The sequence below is a fragment of the Rubripirellula lacrimiformis genome (assembly GCF_007741535.1).
In the GTDB taxonomy this organism is placed as follows: domain Bacteria; phylum Planctomycetota; class Planctomycetia; order Pirellulales; family Pirellulaceae; genus Rubripirellula; species Rubripirellula lacrimiformis.
Window position 1 is genome coordinate 2,029,915 of record NZ_CP036525.1, and the last position, 13,595, is coordinate 2,043,509.

General features: G+C 56.7%; 13 protein-coding genes and 1 tRNA gene. 11 read left to right on the top strand and 3 right to left on the bottom strand.

The features are described from left to right. Nucleotides 1-92: 92 nt before the first annotated feature. On the top strand, nt 93-587 hold the full coding sequence (locus K227x_RS07130) for a hypothetical protein (RefSeq protein WP_145168888.1): 495 nt from the start codon (nt 93-95) through the stop codon (nt 585-587). Nucleotides 588-704: 117 nt separating this feature from the next. On the opposite strand, the gene K227x_RS07135 is transcribed toward K227x_RS07130, so the two are convergent. Both K227x_RS07135 and dapA read right to left on the bottom strand, forming a co-directional pair. After that, a complete protein-coding gene (locus K227x_RS07135; protein ID WP_145168889.1) occupies nt 705-965 on the bottom strand; it encodes a hypothetical protein in 261 nt (86 codons plus the stop codon). Nucleotides 966-1,329: 364 nt separating this feature from the next. Further along, on the bottom strand, nt 1,330-2,235 hold the full coding sequence (gene dapA / locus K227x_RS07140) for a 4-hydroxy-tetrahydrodipicolinate synthase (protein WP_145168890.1): 906 nt from the start codon (nt 2,233-2,235) through the stop codon (nt 1,330-1,332). Nucleotides 2,236-2,807: 572 nt separating this feature from the next. Between dapA and K227x_RS07145 the strand changes: the two genes are divergently transcribed. The 10 genes from K227x_RS07145 (at nt 2,808) to K227x_RS07185 (ending at nt 11,903) form a co-directional block, all read left to right on the top strand. Continuing rightward, on the top strand, nt 2,808-3,437 hold the full coding sequence (locus K227x_RS07145; protein ID WP_145168891.1) for a 50S ribosomal protein L25: 630 nt from the start codon (nt 2,808-2,810) through the stop codon (nt 3,435-3,437). A 106-nt stretch (nt 3,438-3,543) separates the two neighbouring features. Further along, nucleotides 3,544-4,188: an aminoacyl-tRNA hydrolase gene (pth, locus tag K227x_RS07150; RefSeq protein WP_145168892.1), complete on the top strand. Its 645-nt coding sequence runs from the start codon at nt 3,544-3,546 to the stop codon at nt 4,186-4,188. A gap of 111 nt (nt 4,189-4,299) precedes the next feature. Beyond that, nucleotides 4,300-4,719, top strand: a complete 420-nt coding sequence (rpsF, locus tag K227x_RS07155) for a 30S ribosomal protein S6 (RefSeq protein ID WP_145168893.1) — start codon at nt 4,300-4,302, stop codon at nt 4,717-4,719. Nucleotides 4,720-4,804: 85 nt separating this feature from the next. Next, entirely contained in the window at nt 4,805-5,380 is a 576-nt protein-coding gene (gene ssb / locus K227x_RS07160) for a single-stranded DNA-binding protein (RefSeq protein WP_145168894.1), read from the top strand. A gap of 146 nt (nt 5,381-5,526) precedes the next feature. Then, nucleotides 5,527-6,063, top strand: coding sequence for a 50S ribosomal protein L9 (gene rplI, locus K227x_RS07165; RefSeq protein ID WP_145168895.1), 537 nt, complete (start codon nt 5,527-5,529; stop codon nt 6,061-6,063). A 59-nt stretch (nt 6,064-6,122) separates the two neighbouring features. Further along, nucleotides 6,123-6,287 (top strand): hypothetical protein, encoded by a 165-nt coding sequence (locus K227x_RS30320; RefSeq protein ID WP_218933833.1) that lies wholly within the window; start codon nt 6,123-6,125, stop codon nt 6,285-6,287. 288 nt (nt 6,288-6,575) lie between these two features. Beyond that, nucleotides 6,576-6,657: transfer RNA gene (locus K227x_RS07170), tRNA-Leu, on the top strand. 659 nt (nt 6,658-7,316) lie between these two features. Then, nucleotides 7,317-9,968, top strand: a complete 2,652-nt coding sequence (gene ppdK, locus K227x_RS07175; RefSeq protein WP_145168896.1) for a pyruvate, phosphate dikinase — start codon at nt 7,317-7,319, stop codon at nt 9,966-9,968. Nucleotides 9,969-10,110: 142 nt separating this feature from the next. Continuing rightward, nucleotides 10,111-10,449 (top strand): tetratricopeptide repeat protein, encoded by a 339-nt coding sequence (locus K227x_RS07180; protein ID WP_145177391.1) that lies wholly within the window; start codon nt 10,111-10,113, stop codon nt 10,447-10,449. Nucleotides 10,450-10,853: 404 nt separating this feature from the next. Continuing rightward, entirely contained in the window at nt 10,854-11,903 is a 1,050-nt protein-coding gene (locus K227x_RS07185) for an acyl-CoA desaturase (RefSeq protein ID WP_145168897.1), read from the top strand. 168 nt (nt 11,904-12,071) lie between these two features. Here K227x_RS07185 and K227x_RS07190 read toward each other — a convergent pair whose 3' ends face one another. Further along, on the bottom strand, nt 12,072-13,559 hold the full coding sequence (locus K227x_RS07190; protein WP_145168898.1) for a DUF1501 domain-containing protein: 1,488 nt from the start codon (nt 13,557-13,559) through the stop codon (nt 12,072-12,074). Between the last annotated feature and the right edge of the window lie 36 nt (nt 13,560-13,595).

Genomic DNA, 13,595 nt, shown 5'->3' on the forward strand with positions numbered 1-13,595 from the left:
GGACCACTCAAAAACGGTCGTGGCGGCGCATGGGTGCCCCGCGGCAGAGGCTTTCACCGCGGATCGAAGAATCGCCGCAGGAGAATACATCCATGAAACCAAACACCTATTTGCTTACCGCCCAGCGGTTTTCGCCATCGCCGCTGCGTGCATTGATCGCGATCACGGCCATTGTCGGGCTATCGCTTTCCGCCTCGGCTCAGGACATGGCGCCTGAGTTGGGTGAGGAGCCTGCGTCGCCGATGGCGGGCATGTTCAGCGGGCTCAATCCAGCCAACTGGACGATGCCGAACTTCAAAGAAATGCTGCCCGGTCAGCAGGAAAAGGCTCGCATCGTCGAAAAGAAAGACGGGTTGTTCACCGAGGTGAAACAAACCGCCACGCGAAGCTGGACGAAGACCAAAGAGATCTTCAATCCACAGAAGTTGAACCCGGTCAATTATCTGCCGGCGTCTTCGAAGACTCCATCGAGTTCTACCGAGGAAACCAAGCCAGGTTTCTTCCGTTCGCTCTTCATGCCAGCCGAGCCGGTCGCCGAACCGACTCCTACGGTCCAGGATTTTCTAAAGCAGTCGCGCCCAAGCTAAGCAGGTAGCCAGACGTCTTTCGGTCGAAGAGCGATTCGCGCAAACCTGCACATCGCTGCGTAGCGGAAGTCGCCAAGACTTTCGGCAACTCTGCACAACGCTGCGTAGCGGAAGTCGTCAAGACTTTCGGCAAACCCTGCACAACGCTGCGTAGCGGAAGTCGCCAAGACTTTCGGCAACCCTGCACAACGCTGCGTAGCGGAAGTCGCCAAGACTTTCGGCAACCCTGCACAACGCTGCGTAGCGGAAGTCGTCAAGACTTTCGGCAACCCTGCACAGCGCTGCGTAGCGGAAGTCGCCAAGACTTTCGGCAACCCTGCACAACGCTGCGTAGCGGAAGTCGCCAAGACTTTCGGCAAACCCCAACCGCCGAAACACTCGGCAATTTGTATCTTGACTTTGCCGATTCGTCGCTCGCCTCGGTTTCGCCGCTCGCTTACCGGCCTGCTGATCTAGTAACCCGCTGCGTGAGCCAGGGGTTCAATAGGATCCCTCGCTCACGCGTCGGGTTGTGATTGCAAAGCTACTTTCTTGGCAGCGACTCAATCACAACGCCGCTCACGCGTCGGGTTGTGATTGCAAAGCTACTTTCTTGGCAGCGACTCAATCAGCAGGCTGCGATCGCCCAAGCGGCTCGCTGAACCAGCAGGCTGCTGGCCATCGTTCCCGCTTTCAGCCGGACGCTATCGCGTGGCGGCTGATGGGATGCTGCACCTGATATCCGCGCGTGGCGGATGCGGAATTAGACCGCCGTTGCTTCTTGCAATCCGAATGCGAACAGGGTTTCGCGTAGCGTTTCGCAGTCTTTGGCGTCCAGCGGTGTCATTGGCAATCGCAATTCGCCCGTGTCGCGTCCGACCATTTGCATGGCGGTTTTGACAGGGATCGGGTTGGTTGCCAGGCCCAGCATGGTGTTGCAGAGCGCGAACAAACGGTGGTGCAGTTTTCGAGCGGTTTCGAAGTCGCCCGCCGCCGCGGCTTGGACCAATTCGATCATTGGACCCGGTACCAAGTTGCCGACGACGGAGATCACGCCTTCGGCACCGACGCTCATCATCGGCAGAGTCAGCGAGTCATCGCCCGACAGCACGGTCAGATCGGTCGTGCCCAGGATGGCCGAACACTGGTCCAGTTTTCCGGTGGCTTCCTTGACCATCTTGATGCCGTCCAGGCTGGATAGCCGCTGGATCGTATCGACGTCGATCTCTTTGCCGGTTCGGCCTGGGATGTTGTAAACGCACACCGGGATATCGATGTCTTCGGCGATCGCTTTGAAGTGTTGGTAGAAGCCTTCCTGGGTCGGCTTGTTGTAATAGGGGGCGACCTGCAGCGTTGCGTCGGCGCCTTCGGCAGCCGCACGGCGGGTTAGCCGCAGCGCTTCGGCGGTGCTATTGCTTCCCGTACCGGCCATCACTTTGGCTCGCCCCGCAACGCACTGGATCACTTCGCTGATGACGCGTTCGTGTTCGTCGTGCGACAGGGTTGGCGATTCGCCGGTGGTGCCGACGGGAACGATGCATTTGGTGCCGGCAGCGATCTGGAACTCGACTTGTTCCCGAAGTCGAACAACGTCGACTTTGTCGTCGGAAAACGGCGTGATGATGGCGACGGACAGACCGGCAAACTCAGAACCCTTGCGTTGGGCCATGAAAACTCTCACTCGAAATGGACACGGTTGACTGCCTGGAAGTGTACCAGCCGAGTCGCTTTCCGCTAAAGGACTCAAAAGACGGGAATGTAGGAAAACAGGTTCACCGGTTCCGATGGCGACCCAGCCGATCGCCGCGGGTGAAAATCGCACGGTCGATGCGGGGGGGCGGACTCCATCGCGGCTGCCAGCCGATTCGCGGGGACCAAGCCGACCGGAGGTCCCGTCGCCGCCAGTCGGGCAGAAAAATCTTTCCGGTTGTACCGATTCAAAAGGTTTGGTGGACGTTCTAGGTGTGTCCACCGTTGTGTTTTCCGCTATCGCGGGCACATTCGGAGTCAGCGGTTAGCAAATCGCCTGTTTTCCCAAGCCGTCACAGTCGCTTTGGGCTTGCGTGAGCGGCTTCTTCCGCCATACTTACCCGCTTCGCGTGAAAATCTCGTGTGCAATCATCGCACCAAAAGGTTTAGCCTGCCAGGAAACGGTCGAAGAAATCGAACGCCGGCACTGCAAAACGCGGCCAAACAAAACAAACCACCCGATCAACATTGACAGTTTAAGGTAAAGCATCGATGGCAGACGTATTTGAAGTCGAAACTCGCGAGGAAGTCGGTTCTGCCGCGACTCGTCGTTTACGTCGCAAGGGTCTTGTTCCTGCAGTGCTTTACGGTCACGGCGAAGAGAACAAGCATCTTGCAGTCCCGGAAGCCCAGGTTCGCACCTTGTTGCGTCACCACGGCAAGATGGTCGAACTGAAGGGCGTATGCAAAGAAACCGCCTTGGTCAGCGATATCCACTGGGATCCTTTGGGCATCGACGTTTTGCACATGGACCTGATTCGGGTGAACCTGAAAGAAATGGTTGCTGTGAACGTGCCAATTCACGTCCGCGGCGAAGCTGTTGGAGTTCGTGAAGGCGGCATGCTGCTGGAAAACTCCCACGAAGTCGAAATCCGCTGCCCTGCCGGCGCGATTCCTGAAAACATTGATCTGGACGTCTCGGAACTAGCGTTGGGCGGGCACTTGTCCGCTGGCGATCTAGTGTTGCCCGAGGGTGTCGAACTGGTCACGCCTGCCGAAACGGTTGTTTGTCACGTCGAAGAGCCTCGCAAGGCCAGCGAAGAAGGTGACGAAGCCGTCGCCGTTGGTGGCGAGCCTGAGGTGATCTCCAAGGGTGGCGACAGCAGCGAAGGTGAGGACTGATGATCCTGGTTGGCAATGGTGGGCGTGAGTATTTTGTGACCGCCCGGGTTGTCAGTCGCGGAAAACGGTCAGGTTTTTGTGCCCTCGCAAGCTGGAACGCAAGGCTTTGAAGTTGATCGTTGGGCTCGGGAATCCCGGCCGAAAGTATGAGCAAACCCGGCATAATATCGGGTTTGTCGTAGTGGATAAAGTTGCCGCTTTGGTTTCTGCTAGTCCTTCGAAGGTTCAATTCGAAGCGATGGCGGCCGACGCGGTGGTTTCAGGCGAGCGGTTGATTCTGCTTTGGCCTCAGACGTACATGAACGCCAGCGGGCAAAGTGTTCGCAAGGCGATGGATTTTTATAAGTTGGCTGCCAGTGATGTTTTGGTCGTCTGTGACGATTTGAACTTAGCCAGCGGAAAGGTGCGGTTGCGAGCGTCGGGTTCAGCGGGAGGCCAGAAGGGCTTGGCTGATACGATCCGGCACCTGCAGAGCGACGAATTCGCCAGGCTGAAGATTGGCATCGGACGCCCGCCCGAAGGTTGGGAAGTAACAGACTACGTGCTCGGGAAATTCTCGGGTAACGAACAAGAGACGATGGAGACTGCCGCAACCGCTGCGGCTCGTGTCGCGATCAGCTGGGCCACCGATGGTGTCGCCGCGGCGATGAATCGGCATAATGGCGGCGATGACGGCGGAGCCAAAAAAGGAGCGTCCAAGAAGCAAAGGGACGTCTCCGGTAACGGCGGGAAGCCGGGGCGACCTTCTTGAAGGTTCGCTGGATTCGGCGGGCTGTGTCAGTCCGCCAGCGGGTAGAGAGCAGATAGACTGTCCAAAAACAACGACCAACGACCGAAACTGTTTTAGAGAGATTGACCGACTGTGGCTAAAAAGAACACTTACGAAACCCTGCTGATCCTCGATAGCAACCTGTACGCTCGCGATCCCGGTGGCGTCAGCAAGCAAGTCAGCGACATCATCACCGAAGCCGGTGGCGAAGTATTGGTCAGTCGATTGTGGATGGAGCAAAAGCTTGCTTATCCAATCGACAAGCACCAAAAGGGCACCTACTGGTTGACCTACTTCGAAATGGAAGGTCCTAGCCTGAACAAGCTGGATCGCGCTTTCCAGTTGTGCGAACCTGTTTTGCGTCAGATGACGTTGAAGCTGGAACCACGGTTGATCGAGCCGATCTTGGCAAACGCTCGTGGCGAATCGGTCCGCGTTTCAGCTTCGGCTGAATCCGCAGACGGTGAAGCTGAAGTCGTTGCCGAAAGCGACGACGCAGCCGTCGAAGCGTAGGTATTTCAAAGATTCGCTTGTGCTCCACTGCGTTTGATGAAAATGCAAATCGGTTGCAGGCGTTCGATGCAGGCAAGGGAAACCCATGGCAAGCTATAACCGAGTCATCTTGGTGGGCAATCTGACTCGAGATATCGAGCTGAGATACACGCCAGGTGGAACTGCGGTTTCGGACATCAGTATCGCGGTGAATGACCGACGCAAATCGGCCAGCGGCGAGTGGGTCGAAGAAACGACTTTTGTGGACGTCACCCTGTGGGGGCGAACGGCAGAAGTGGCCAGCGAATACCTTGGCAAAGGTTCGCCGATCTTGGTCGAAGGTCGGTTGAAACTGGATACCTGGGAAACCGACGGCCAGAAACGAAGTAAATTGCGAGTTGTTTGCGACCGAATGCAGATGCTAAGCGGTGGCGCGCCAGGAAGCGGTGGCGGCAGTGGCGGTGGATCGGCAAGCCGTCCAGCACCAGCCGCACGGCCTGCACCGGCAGCGCAATCGGCTTCGCGAAGTGACGAGTACAGCGAGTATGATTCGGGACGCGACAGTTCAGGCGATGGCGGTTCCGGTGGTCGCTCCGAAAGCGTCAAAGAATCCAACCAAGGACGGTCGGCTCAGCCCACCGGGGATGGTCCCGGTTACGACGAGCCAGATATTCCATTTTAGTAGGGCGATCTGCTATACATTTCGTTCTGGCAAGCCAACTGCGACCGTTGACGAGGCTGGTCGAATCCCAGCGATTCGTCACCTGTCCCCTGAAATTTAACATTCCATTCAACTGAATCACTGATTCGATCATTCAGAGTTTTGATATGACTACCTCCACTCCCCGTCGACGTACCCAGACCTTCAAGCGTTTGCCCAAAGGCGAGAACGGCGGCATTCAACTGCTGTTGATCCACAACGTCGAACATCTTGGTAAGCAGGGCGACATCATCGAGGTGAAGTCCGGTTACGCTCTGAATTTCCTGTTGCCACAGGGTCTGGCCACCGTCGCAACCGACCACCACAAGCGAATGGTCGAAAAGCACCGTGAAAAATTGCGTGCGATCGAACTCGAAAAGCTCAGCGAATTCCGCAAGCTGGCCGACGAATTGGGTCGTCAGTCGATCACGATCGAAGCCAACGCCAACGACGAAGGCCATCTGTACGGCAGCGTCGGAGCCCACGAAATCGTCGAATCGCTCAAGGGTGCCAGCTTCACCTTGGCTACCGACCAAATTCGTTTGGAAGGTCCGCTGAAGGAACTTGGCCTCTACACGGTCAAAGTTCACTTGCACAGCGAAGTGGACGCCAGCGTCAAGGTTTGGGTCGTTCCGACCGTTGCTGCTGACGCCGCTGGTAACTGATCGGATTTGCCGCGACAGACGCCTGTGGGTTCACCTGTGGGCGTTCGTTGGGGCAGCGGATGTGCGCTCGCCGATTGCTGGCCGAGCGACGGGGCGGACTTTGTCTGCAGGATTCGGCTGGTCGCACCGATATTGAATTTCAGATAGAGACCGATCCGGTCATGGACGTGGTTCGGATCGGCATCCAGAAGCCGAAGTCTGCGAGCTTCGGCGATGGCTACTGACCAGTGCAGCGGTCGCCGAGAAAGCCATGCGTTGGATGTCGCCGATTTTGGATGGTCGCGATGGCGATTCAGCCGGCGACGGTAGTATCGATCGGCTTGCCGAACGGTCTTACTTGGCAAACGTTCGTACTTGGCGGACGGTCGTGATCGACTGGCGACACTTTCGGCTGTTCGTCGATGGCTGTGTGCGAGTCATTTTTAGAATGGAATTCGATTTTTCGAGGTCATCACCTCTTGGAATCGATCGAAGCATCGTTAGACTCGGCGATGTGCAAGCGAATTCAAACCGGGGCTGTGGCGGAACTGGCAGACGCGCTAGATTTAGGATCTAGTTTCTTCGGAAGTGCAGGTTCGATTCCTGTCAGCCCTATTTTTTTGAATCGCAGGTCATCTCTTTGCCGGTCTTGGCCCTTCGCTGGGGGCTCTTTGCCGTGCCCTGTACCTGTTGAATTTGCCTGTTGTGCCGTGTTTTAACGGCGTCCTGGTTGGCCAGCCGATTGAATTTCTGGCGATCAATGATTTCGCTGGCGACGATTGCGGCGGATTGCCGAAGACAGATTCTTTGCAGCGAGAATAGGACGATCGCGTGGACTGGTCGTATTTGATAGGCTTTTCGGGCAGCTCGTCATTGACCATTCGTCAGCCCGCAAATACATTTAGCCGGAAAATTGACGTGTTTTCAGGCACAGATGGCGGTTGTTTAGCTTCCTGCGTCGGCTTCTCATCACCAATCGGCTCACCCCGACCCACCGGATGGTCCCTCTGCGATACGCATTTCGCAGGCGGACAAAGAATTTGCAGCACCCGTAGCGTCTGCGGATTCGGATGAATCGGGTCTCCGAGTCGACCGTGAAACCAGCGTTGTTGAATCGAGTATCGTTTCAGCTTTGCCGGAGAGATCGGATGCCCCCTGAGGCGGTTGTTTGCCCTGGCAATGGTTTTGCTGTGGGGACCGTCGTCCGGTGGCGACCGGGCACTCATACGCATCCATGAAAAATCACTGACTAACGGCTTCCCTAGAGAAAAACGATGGCCAAACAAGCAAAGATGGTTTACTACTTCGGTAAGACAAAGACCGAAGGCAAAGGTGTCAGCAAGAGCATTCTCGGCGGTAAAGGTGTCAACCTTGCTGAAATGACCCGCATCGGATTGCCGGTTCCTCCCGGATTCACGATCACCACCGAATGCTGTGACGCCTACTACAAGTCCAAGAAGAAGTTGCCATCCGGTTTGATGGCCGAAGTGAACTCGGCTGTCAAAATCCTGGAAAAGGAATTGGGCAAGAAGTTCGGCGATGATTCGAACCCATTGCTGGTCAGCGTTCGCAGTGGTGCAGCGGTCAGCATGCCGGGCATGATGAACACCATCTTGAACCTGGGCCTTAACGACGCGGCGACTCAAGGTTTGGCCAAGGCCACCAAGAACGAACGCTTTGCTTACGACGCCTACCGTCGTTTGATCAACATGTTCGGCGACGTTGTGATGGGCATGGACCACCACGCCTTCGAAACCGCTTTCGACAAGATCAAAAAGAAATACAAGGTTACCGAGGACACCGAGGTACCAGCCGAAGGTCTGAAGCAACTGTGCGAAGACTACAAGGCGCTGTACAAGAAGCAAAGCGGCGAAGATTTCCCACAGGACCCGATCAAGCAGTTGCAACTGTCGATCGAAGCTGTGTTCGGATCTTGGAACACCAGCCGAGCCGTTCGCTACCGTGAAATCGAAGGCATCCGTGGTTTGCTCGGAACCGCCGTCAACGTTCAGTCGATGGTCTATGGCAACATGGGCGACGACTCGGGAACCGGGGTCGCTTTCACGCGGAACCCCAACACCGGCGAGAACAAGTTCTTTGGCGAGTTCTTGATCAACGCTCAGGGCGAAGACGTGGTGGCCGGTATCCGGACTCCACAACCTGTTGCTGAAATGCCCAAATGGAATCGAGCCGTTCATAAAGAATTGCTAGAGATCAAGAAGACCTTGGAAGATCATTACAAGGAAATGCAGGACATCGAGTTCACGATCGAACGTGGCACGCTGTACATGCTGCAGACCCGAACCGGTAAACGCACCGGAGTCGCAGCGGTCAAGATCGCTTGCGACATGGTTAAGGAAAAGCTGATCGACGAAAAGGAAGCCGTGATGCGGGTTCCTGCCAACGACTTGACCCAGTTGTTGTTGCCTAGCTTCAAGCCGACCGCTCGTAACGCTGCCGACGTTCTTTGCCGTGGCTTGCCTGCTTCGCCAGGTGCTGCGGTTGGTAAGTTGGTCTTCAGTGCTCCCGAAGCTCGCGAAGCTGCCGAAGCCGGTTTGAAGGTCATCTTGGTTCGTAAAGAAACCAGTCCCGAAGACGTCGACGGTATGAACGCCGCCGCCGGAATCCTGACCAGCACCGGTGGGATGACCAGCCACGCTGCTGTGGTTGCTCGCGGTTGGGGCAAGTGTTGTGTCGCCGGAGCCGGCGAGATCGACATCGACGAAAAGGGCAAGAAGATCAAGGTCGGCGGACGTACGTTCAACGGCAAGGATATCATCAGCCTAGACGGCACGACCGGCGAAGTGATGGCTGGCGAAGTGGAAACACAAGAGCCGAAGTTGTCGGGCGATTTCGCCAAGCTGATGAAATGGGCCGATGGTTTCCGTACCTTGGACGTTCGTACCAACGCCGATTCGCCTGCCGATAGCAAGCGGGCTCGTGAGTTCGGTGCTCAAGGAATCGGCCTCTGCCGTACCGAACACATGTTCTTTGATGCCGATCGCATCATCCACATGCGTTCCATGATCTTGGCTGACAACGAAAAAGATCGTCGTGCGGCCCTGAAGAAACTGTTGCCTTTCCAACGCAAAGACTTCGAAGGCATTTTCAAAGCAATGGACGGTCTGCCAGTGACCGTTCGTCTGCTGGACCCACCTTTGCACGAGTTCTTGCCGCACGACGCGGACGCGCAAAAGGCAATGGCCAAAGAATTGGGCGTCAAGCCTGGCCAGATCGTCAAGCGAGCCGAAGCGCTGCACGAATCCAACCCGATGTTGGGTCACCGTGGTTGCCGTTTGAGCGTGACCTATCCGGAAATCCTTGAAATGCAAGTTCGGGCAATCGTCGAAGCGGCGATCAGTTGCTCGAAGAAAAAGATCAAGGCGATGCCGGAAATCATGATCCCGTTGGTCGGCACCGAAGCCGAACTTTCGATGCTGCGTGCCAAGGTCGAAGAAACGATCAAGGAAACCTGCGAAGCCAAGAAGTTCGAAGGCAAGCTGGACATTTCGATCGGTACCATGATCGAGATCCCACGTGCAGCGTTGACCGCCGACAAGATCGCCGAGCATGCTGACTTCTTTAGCTTCGGCACGAACGACTTGACCCAAATGACGTTCGGTTACAGCCGTGACGACATCAACACGTTCTTGCCCGACTACTTGTCGCAAGACATCCTGCACGTCGACCCGTTCCAATCGTTGGACCAGTCGGGTGTGGGCCAGTTGGTCGAAATGGGTGTCCAAAAGGGACGCAGCACCAAGAGCAAGTTGAAGATCGGTATCTGTGGCGAACATGGTGGCGACCCATCGTCGGTGGATTTCTGTCACCGCGTCGGTTTGGACTATGTCAGCTGTAGCCCGTTCCGCGTGCCAATCGCACGTCTAGCCGCCGCTCAGGCAGCACTCCGCAACAGCAAGAAGTAGTCGTTTGCGGGCGCACCTTCGGCAGGTCTGACTTGCCGAAACATTCCGAATGTGAAGGGGCCCAGTGGATCCAGTTCCATGGGCCCCTTTTTTTATACCCTCACGATTCCCAATCAAATCCAACGAAACGTACGCGGAAAATCTGATGAGTGATCCTTACGCAAAGTACAACGAAGTCGAAAAGCTAATCGACGCCGAGCAGTTCGACGAAGCGATCGCCGGCCTGAATGAGATCGTGGCCAAGGACGAAACCTTTGTGCTCGCTCACCTGGCGCTGTCGCGGGCCTATACCAAGACCGGCCAGCATGACTTGGCGATCGCCCACGGCGAGAAAGCTTGCGAATTGGAACCGACCGATTCGTTCAATTTCACCGCGCTCAGCGTGACCTACCAACGCGCCTGGGCTGGCACCCAAGAGCAGCAGTACATCACCAAGGCCGAAGACGCGATGGCCAAGGCACAGACGATCGCTCGCGGTTAAACGCCCCCACAGTCCTCGCAGGTCGCCATCACGCGATTGGGTGGATCGTGGGTGACGCCGGCGCGGCGGAACGCCTGGATTTTGCAGGTCTGGCAAATCCAGCGATGGGACAAGAGCGTCTTTGCCGGTCGTGATTTAGAAGCCCGCGTCAGAGGATTGCCGTTTTCGGCTTTTTCTGGCGTGGGGGCCCCACCGATGGGGCGATTTTCGCGGCCCGAAATGCTCTGTAGAGCGTGATTTGCGGGGGGCCGCAGCTTCTTGGTGCGATCTCCACCAGACTTTTACATGGCTGTTACAAACTTGGCCATCTTGGGCCGAGGAGGTTTACACAGTTTTCAGTACACTTTGGCCATCTTTTCAGCTGGGAAAGCTGAAGAGCCAACTCTGTACAGGAAATCAGCTATATGGCATCTGTTGTAGAAACCCCCAGCAAAAAGAAAGCACGTCCTAGCAGCAAACTGTTGGTCGACGTCGATCCACAGGCACCTGTTTGGGATCAACCCAATATTCAGCGGCCTGAATCCGAAACAAAGCCCAAGGTCAAGAAGCATGCTTCGCCGACGACCGCGGAACGGTCCAACGTTTCGAATCTGAGCTATTGGGCCATTGGCTGGCTGACGATCGCTCACCTGGTCGTGTTGGCCGCCCCGTTCTACTTCTCGTGGACCGGTTTGGCCGTGATGGTCGTTCTGCACTGGATGACCGGCAGCCTGGGCATTTGCCTGGGGTATCACCGCATGCTGACGCACACCGGCATGAAGTGCCGTCCGTGGGTTCGGTACACCTTCGCGACCATCGGCACCTTGGCCGGGGAAGGTTCGGCTTTGGACTGGGTCGCCGATCACCGGAAACACCACGCATTCAGCGACCTCGAAGGGGACCCCCACTCGCCGCGTGATGGCAGCATCTGGAGTCACATTTTCTGGCTCGCGTTTCACACCCACAATGGTGACCGCAAAGCCTATCTGCAACGTTGGGTTCCCGATTTGTACAAGGAACGTGGAATGCGTTTCTTGGACATGATGTTCCTGCCTTTGCACATCATGACCGGGGCCGCCTTGTTCGCCATCGGTTATTTCGCCTTCGGTGGCAGCCTGTACATGGCCACGTCATTGTTGGTGTGGGGCATGTTCGTCCGCTTGGTCGGCGTCCTGCACTCGACTTGGTTGGTCAACAGTGCATCGCACATGTTCGGCTATCGCAACTATGAAACCACGGACGACAGCCGCAACAATTGGTTGGTTGCGATCCTGGCTTACGGCGAAGGCTGGCACAACAATCACCACGCTTACCCACGGATGGCCAAGCACGGTCACCAGTGGTGGGAATTTGACATCACCTGGCAAGCGATCCGTTTGCTAAAGGCGACCGGATTGGTCTGGGATGTTGTCGATTACAAGAATGCGGCTGACAAAAAAGCCAAAGAGAAAGCCGCCGCCGCTGCTGCTAGCTAAGCACATGCATGGCGGTGTTCGGTGAAACGAAGACGGCAATAGGCTTGGTCCGGCCTTCTTCACTTCAACCAAAACAAACCCTGGTGGCGATTGAATCGCTGCCAGGGTTTTTTCGTAGGATCGGTCGGGTGGATTGGGGATCGCAGCCCCATGGGCAATCGCCGCCGGTTAGCTGAACAGGCGGGTGACGGCGGCGCCTTTGACCAGTTCGCGTGGTTGGTTCAGGTGGTTGTAGACGATCGTTTCGGGATGGATGCCAAAGCTGTGGTAGATCGTGGCCAGCAATTCAGCCGGGTGGACGGGATCTTCCAGTGGCGCCGATGCGGTCTTGTCGCTCTTGCCGTGCACATAGCCGCGGCGTATTCCCGCACCCGCCATCACCGCGGTATAGCAGTATGGCCAGTGGTCGCGGCCGTCGTCGGAATTGTTGTTACCGCTGGTGCTGACGCCACGCTGCGGGCTGCGGCCGAATTCGCCCACGGCGACGACCAAGGTGTCGTCCAGCATGCCGCGTTGGTCCAGATCGGTGATCAACGCCGACAGCCCGCTGTCCAGCATCGGAGCCGATTGGTTTTTCATCCGTTTGCTGAGGTCTTTGTGATGGTCCCAGGAATGATTGTCGCTGTTGGCGACCTTGGGCCAAATGACTTCGACGACGCGTGTTCCCGCCTCGACCAAGCGACGGGCTAGCAGGCAGCTTTGCCCGAATGTGTTGCGGCCGTATTGGTCGCGGGTCGCATCGGTTTCCTCGGATAGCTCGAATGCATCGCGAGCACGCCCCGATACGATCAGCGATAGAGCCCGGTCATAGTACTCGTCCAATTCGAACGATTCGACGGCTTGGTTGATCGCTGGCATTTGTGCATTCAACAGGTCACGCAGCTTGGCACGGCGCTGGAGCCGCACGCTGAATACTTCCGGACGCAGTTTCAAGTCATCGATCTTGATCCGGTCCATCTTGTTCATGTCCAGATCGTCACCGCTGGGATACAGCGTGTAGGGATCGAACGATTTGCCTAGGAATCCAGCGGTCCCGCCCTTGCCGACAACATTGGATTCCTGCAGCGGCCGAGGCAGCATGACGAACGGCAGCATCGGTTCTTCCAGCGGCCGCATTTTGACGATGTTGCTGCCAAAGTTGGGGAAGTCCTTGGGGGATGGAGGTTCCAGTTGGCCTGACGGGCTGACTTTGTCCGTCGTGTAGCCGGTCATCATTTGGTAGATCGCCGCGGTGTGATTGAACAGACCGTTCGGCGTGTAGGACATCGACCGGATCATGGTGAACTGGTCGTTGATCTGAGCGAGTTTGGGCAGGTTTTCTGTGAACTTGACGCCGGGGATCTTGGTGCTGATGGGCTTGAAGATACTGGCGACATTGTCCGGCACGTTTTCTTTGGGGTCCCACAAATCCAGGTGGCTCGGGCCGCCCTGCAGGTACACCAAGATGATGCTTTTCGCTTTGCCCCACCCTGGCCCGCCGGTGGCTAGCGGGGATCCCACGGTGGATTCAGCGCCCGACGCAGATTGCAGCTTCAACAGGTCCGGCAGGGACAGCCCAAGCATCCCGCAACTGCCCACACGCAGAAACGATCGCCGCGACGCAACCAAGTGCGAGTCGCATAGGTCTTTGGCTGGAAAGCCTTTGAAAGAAAGCATGGCGATAGCTCCAGGGCAGGTCGTGAAAAAGGGGCG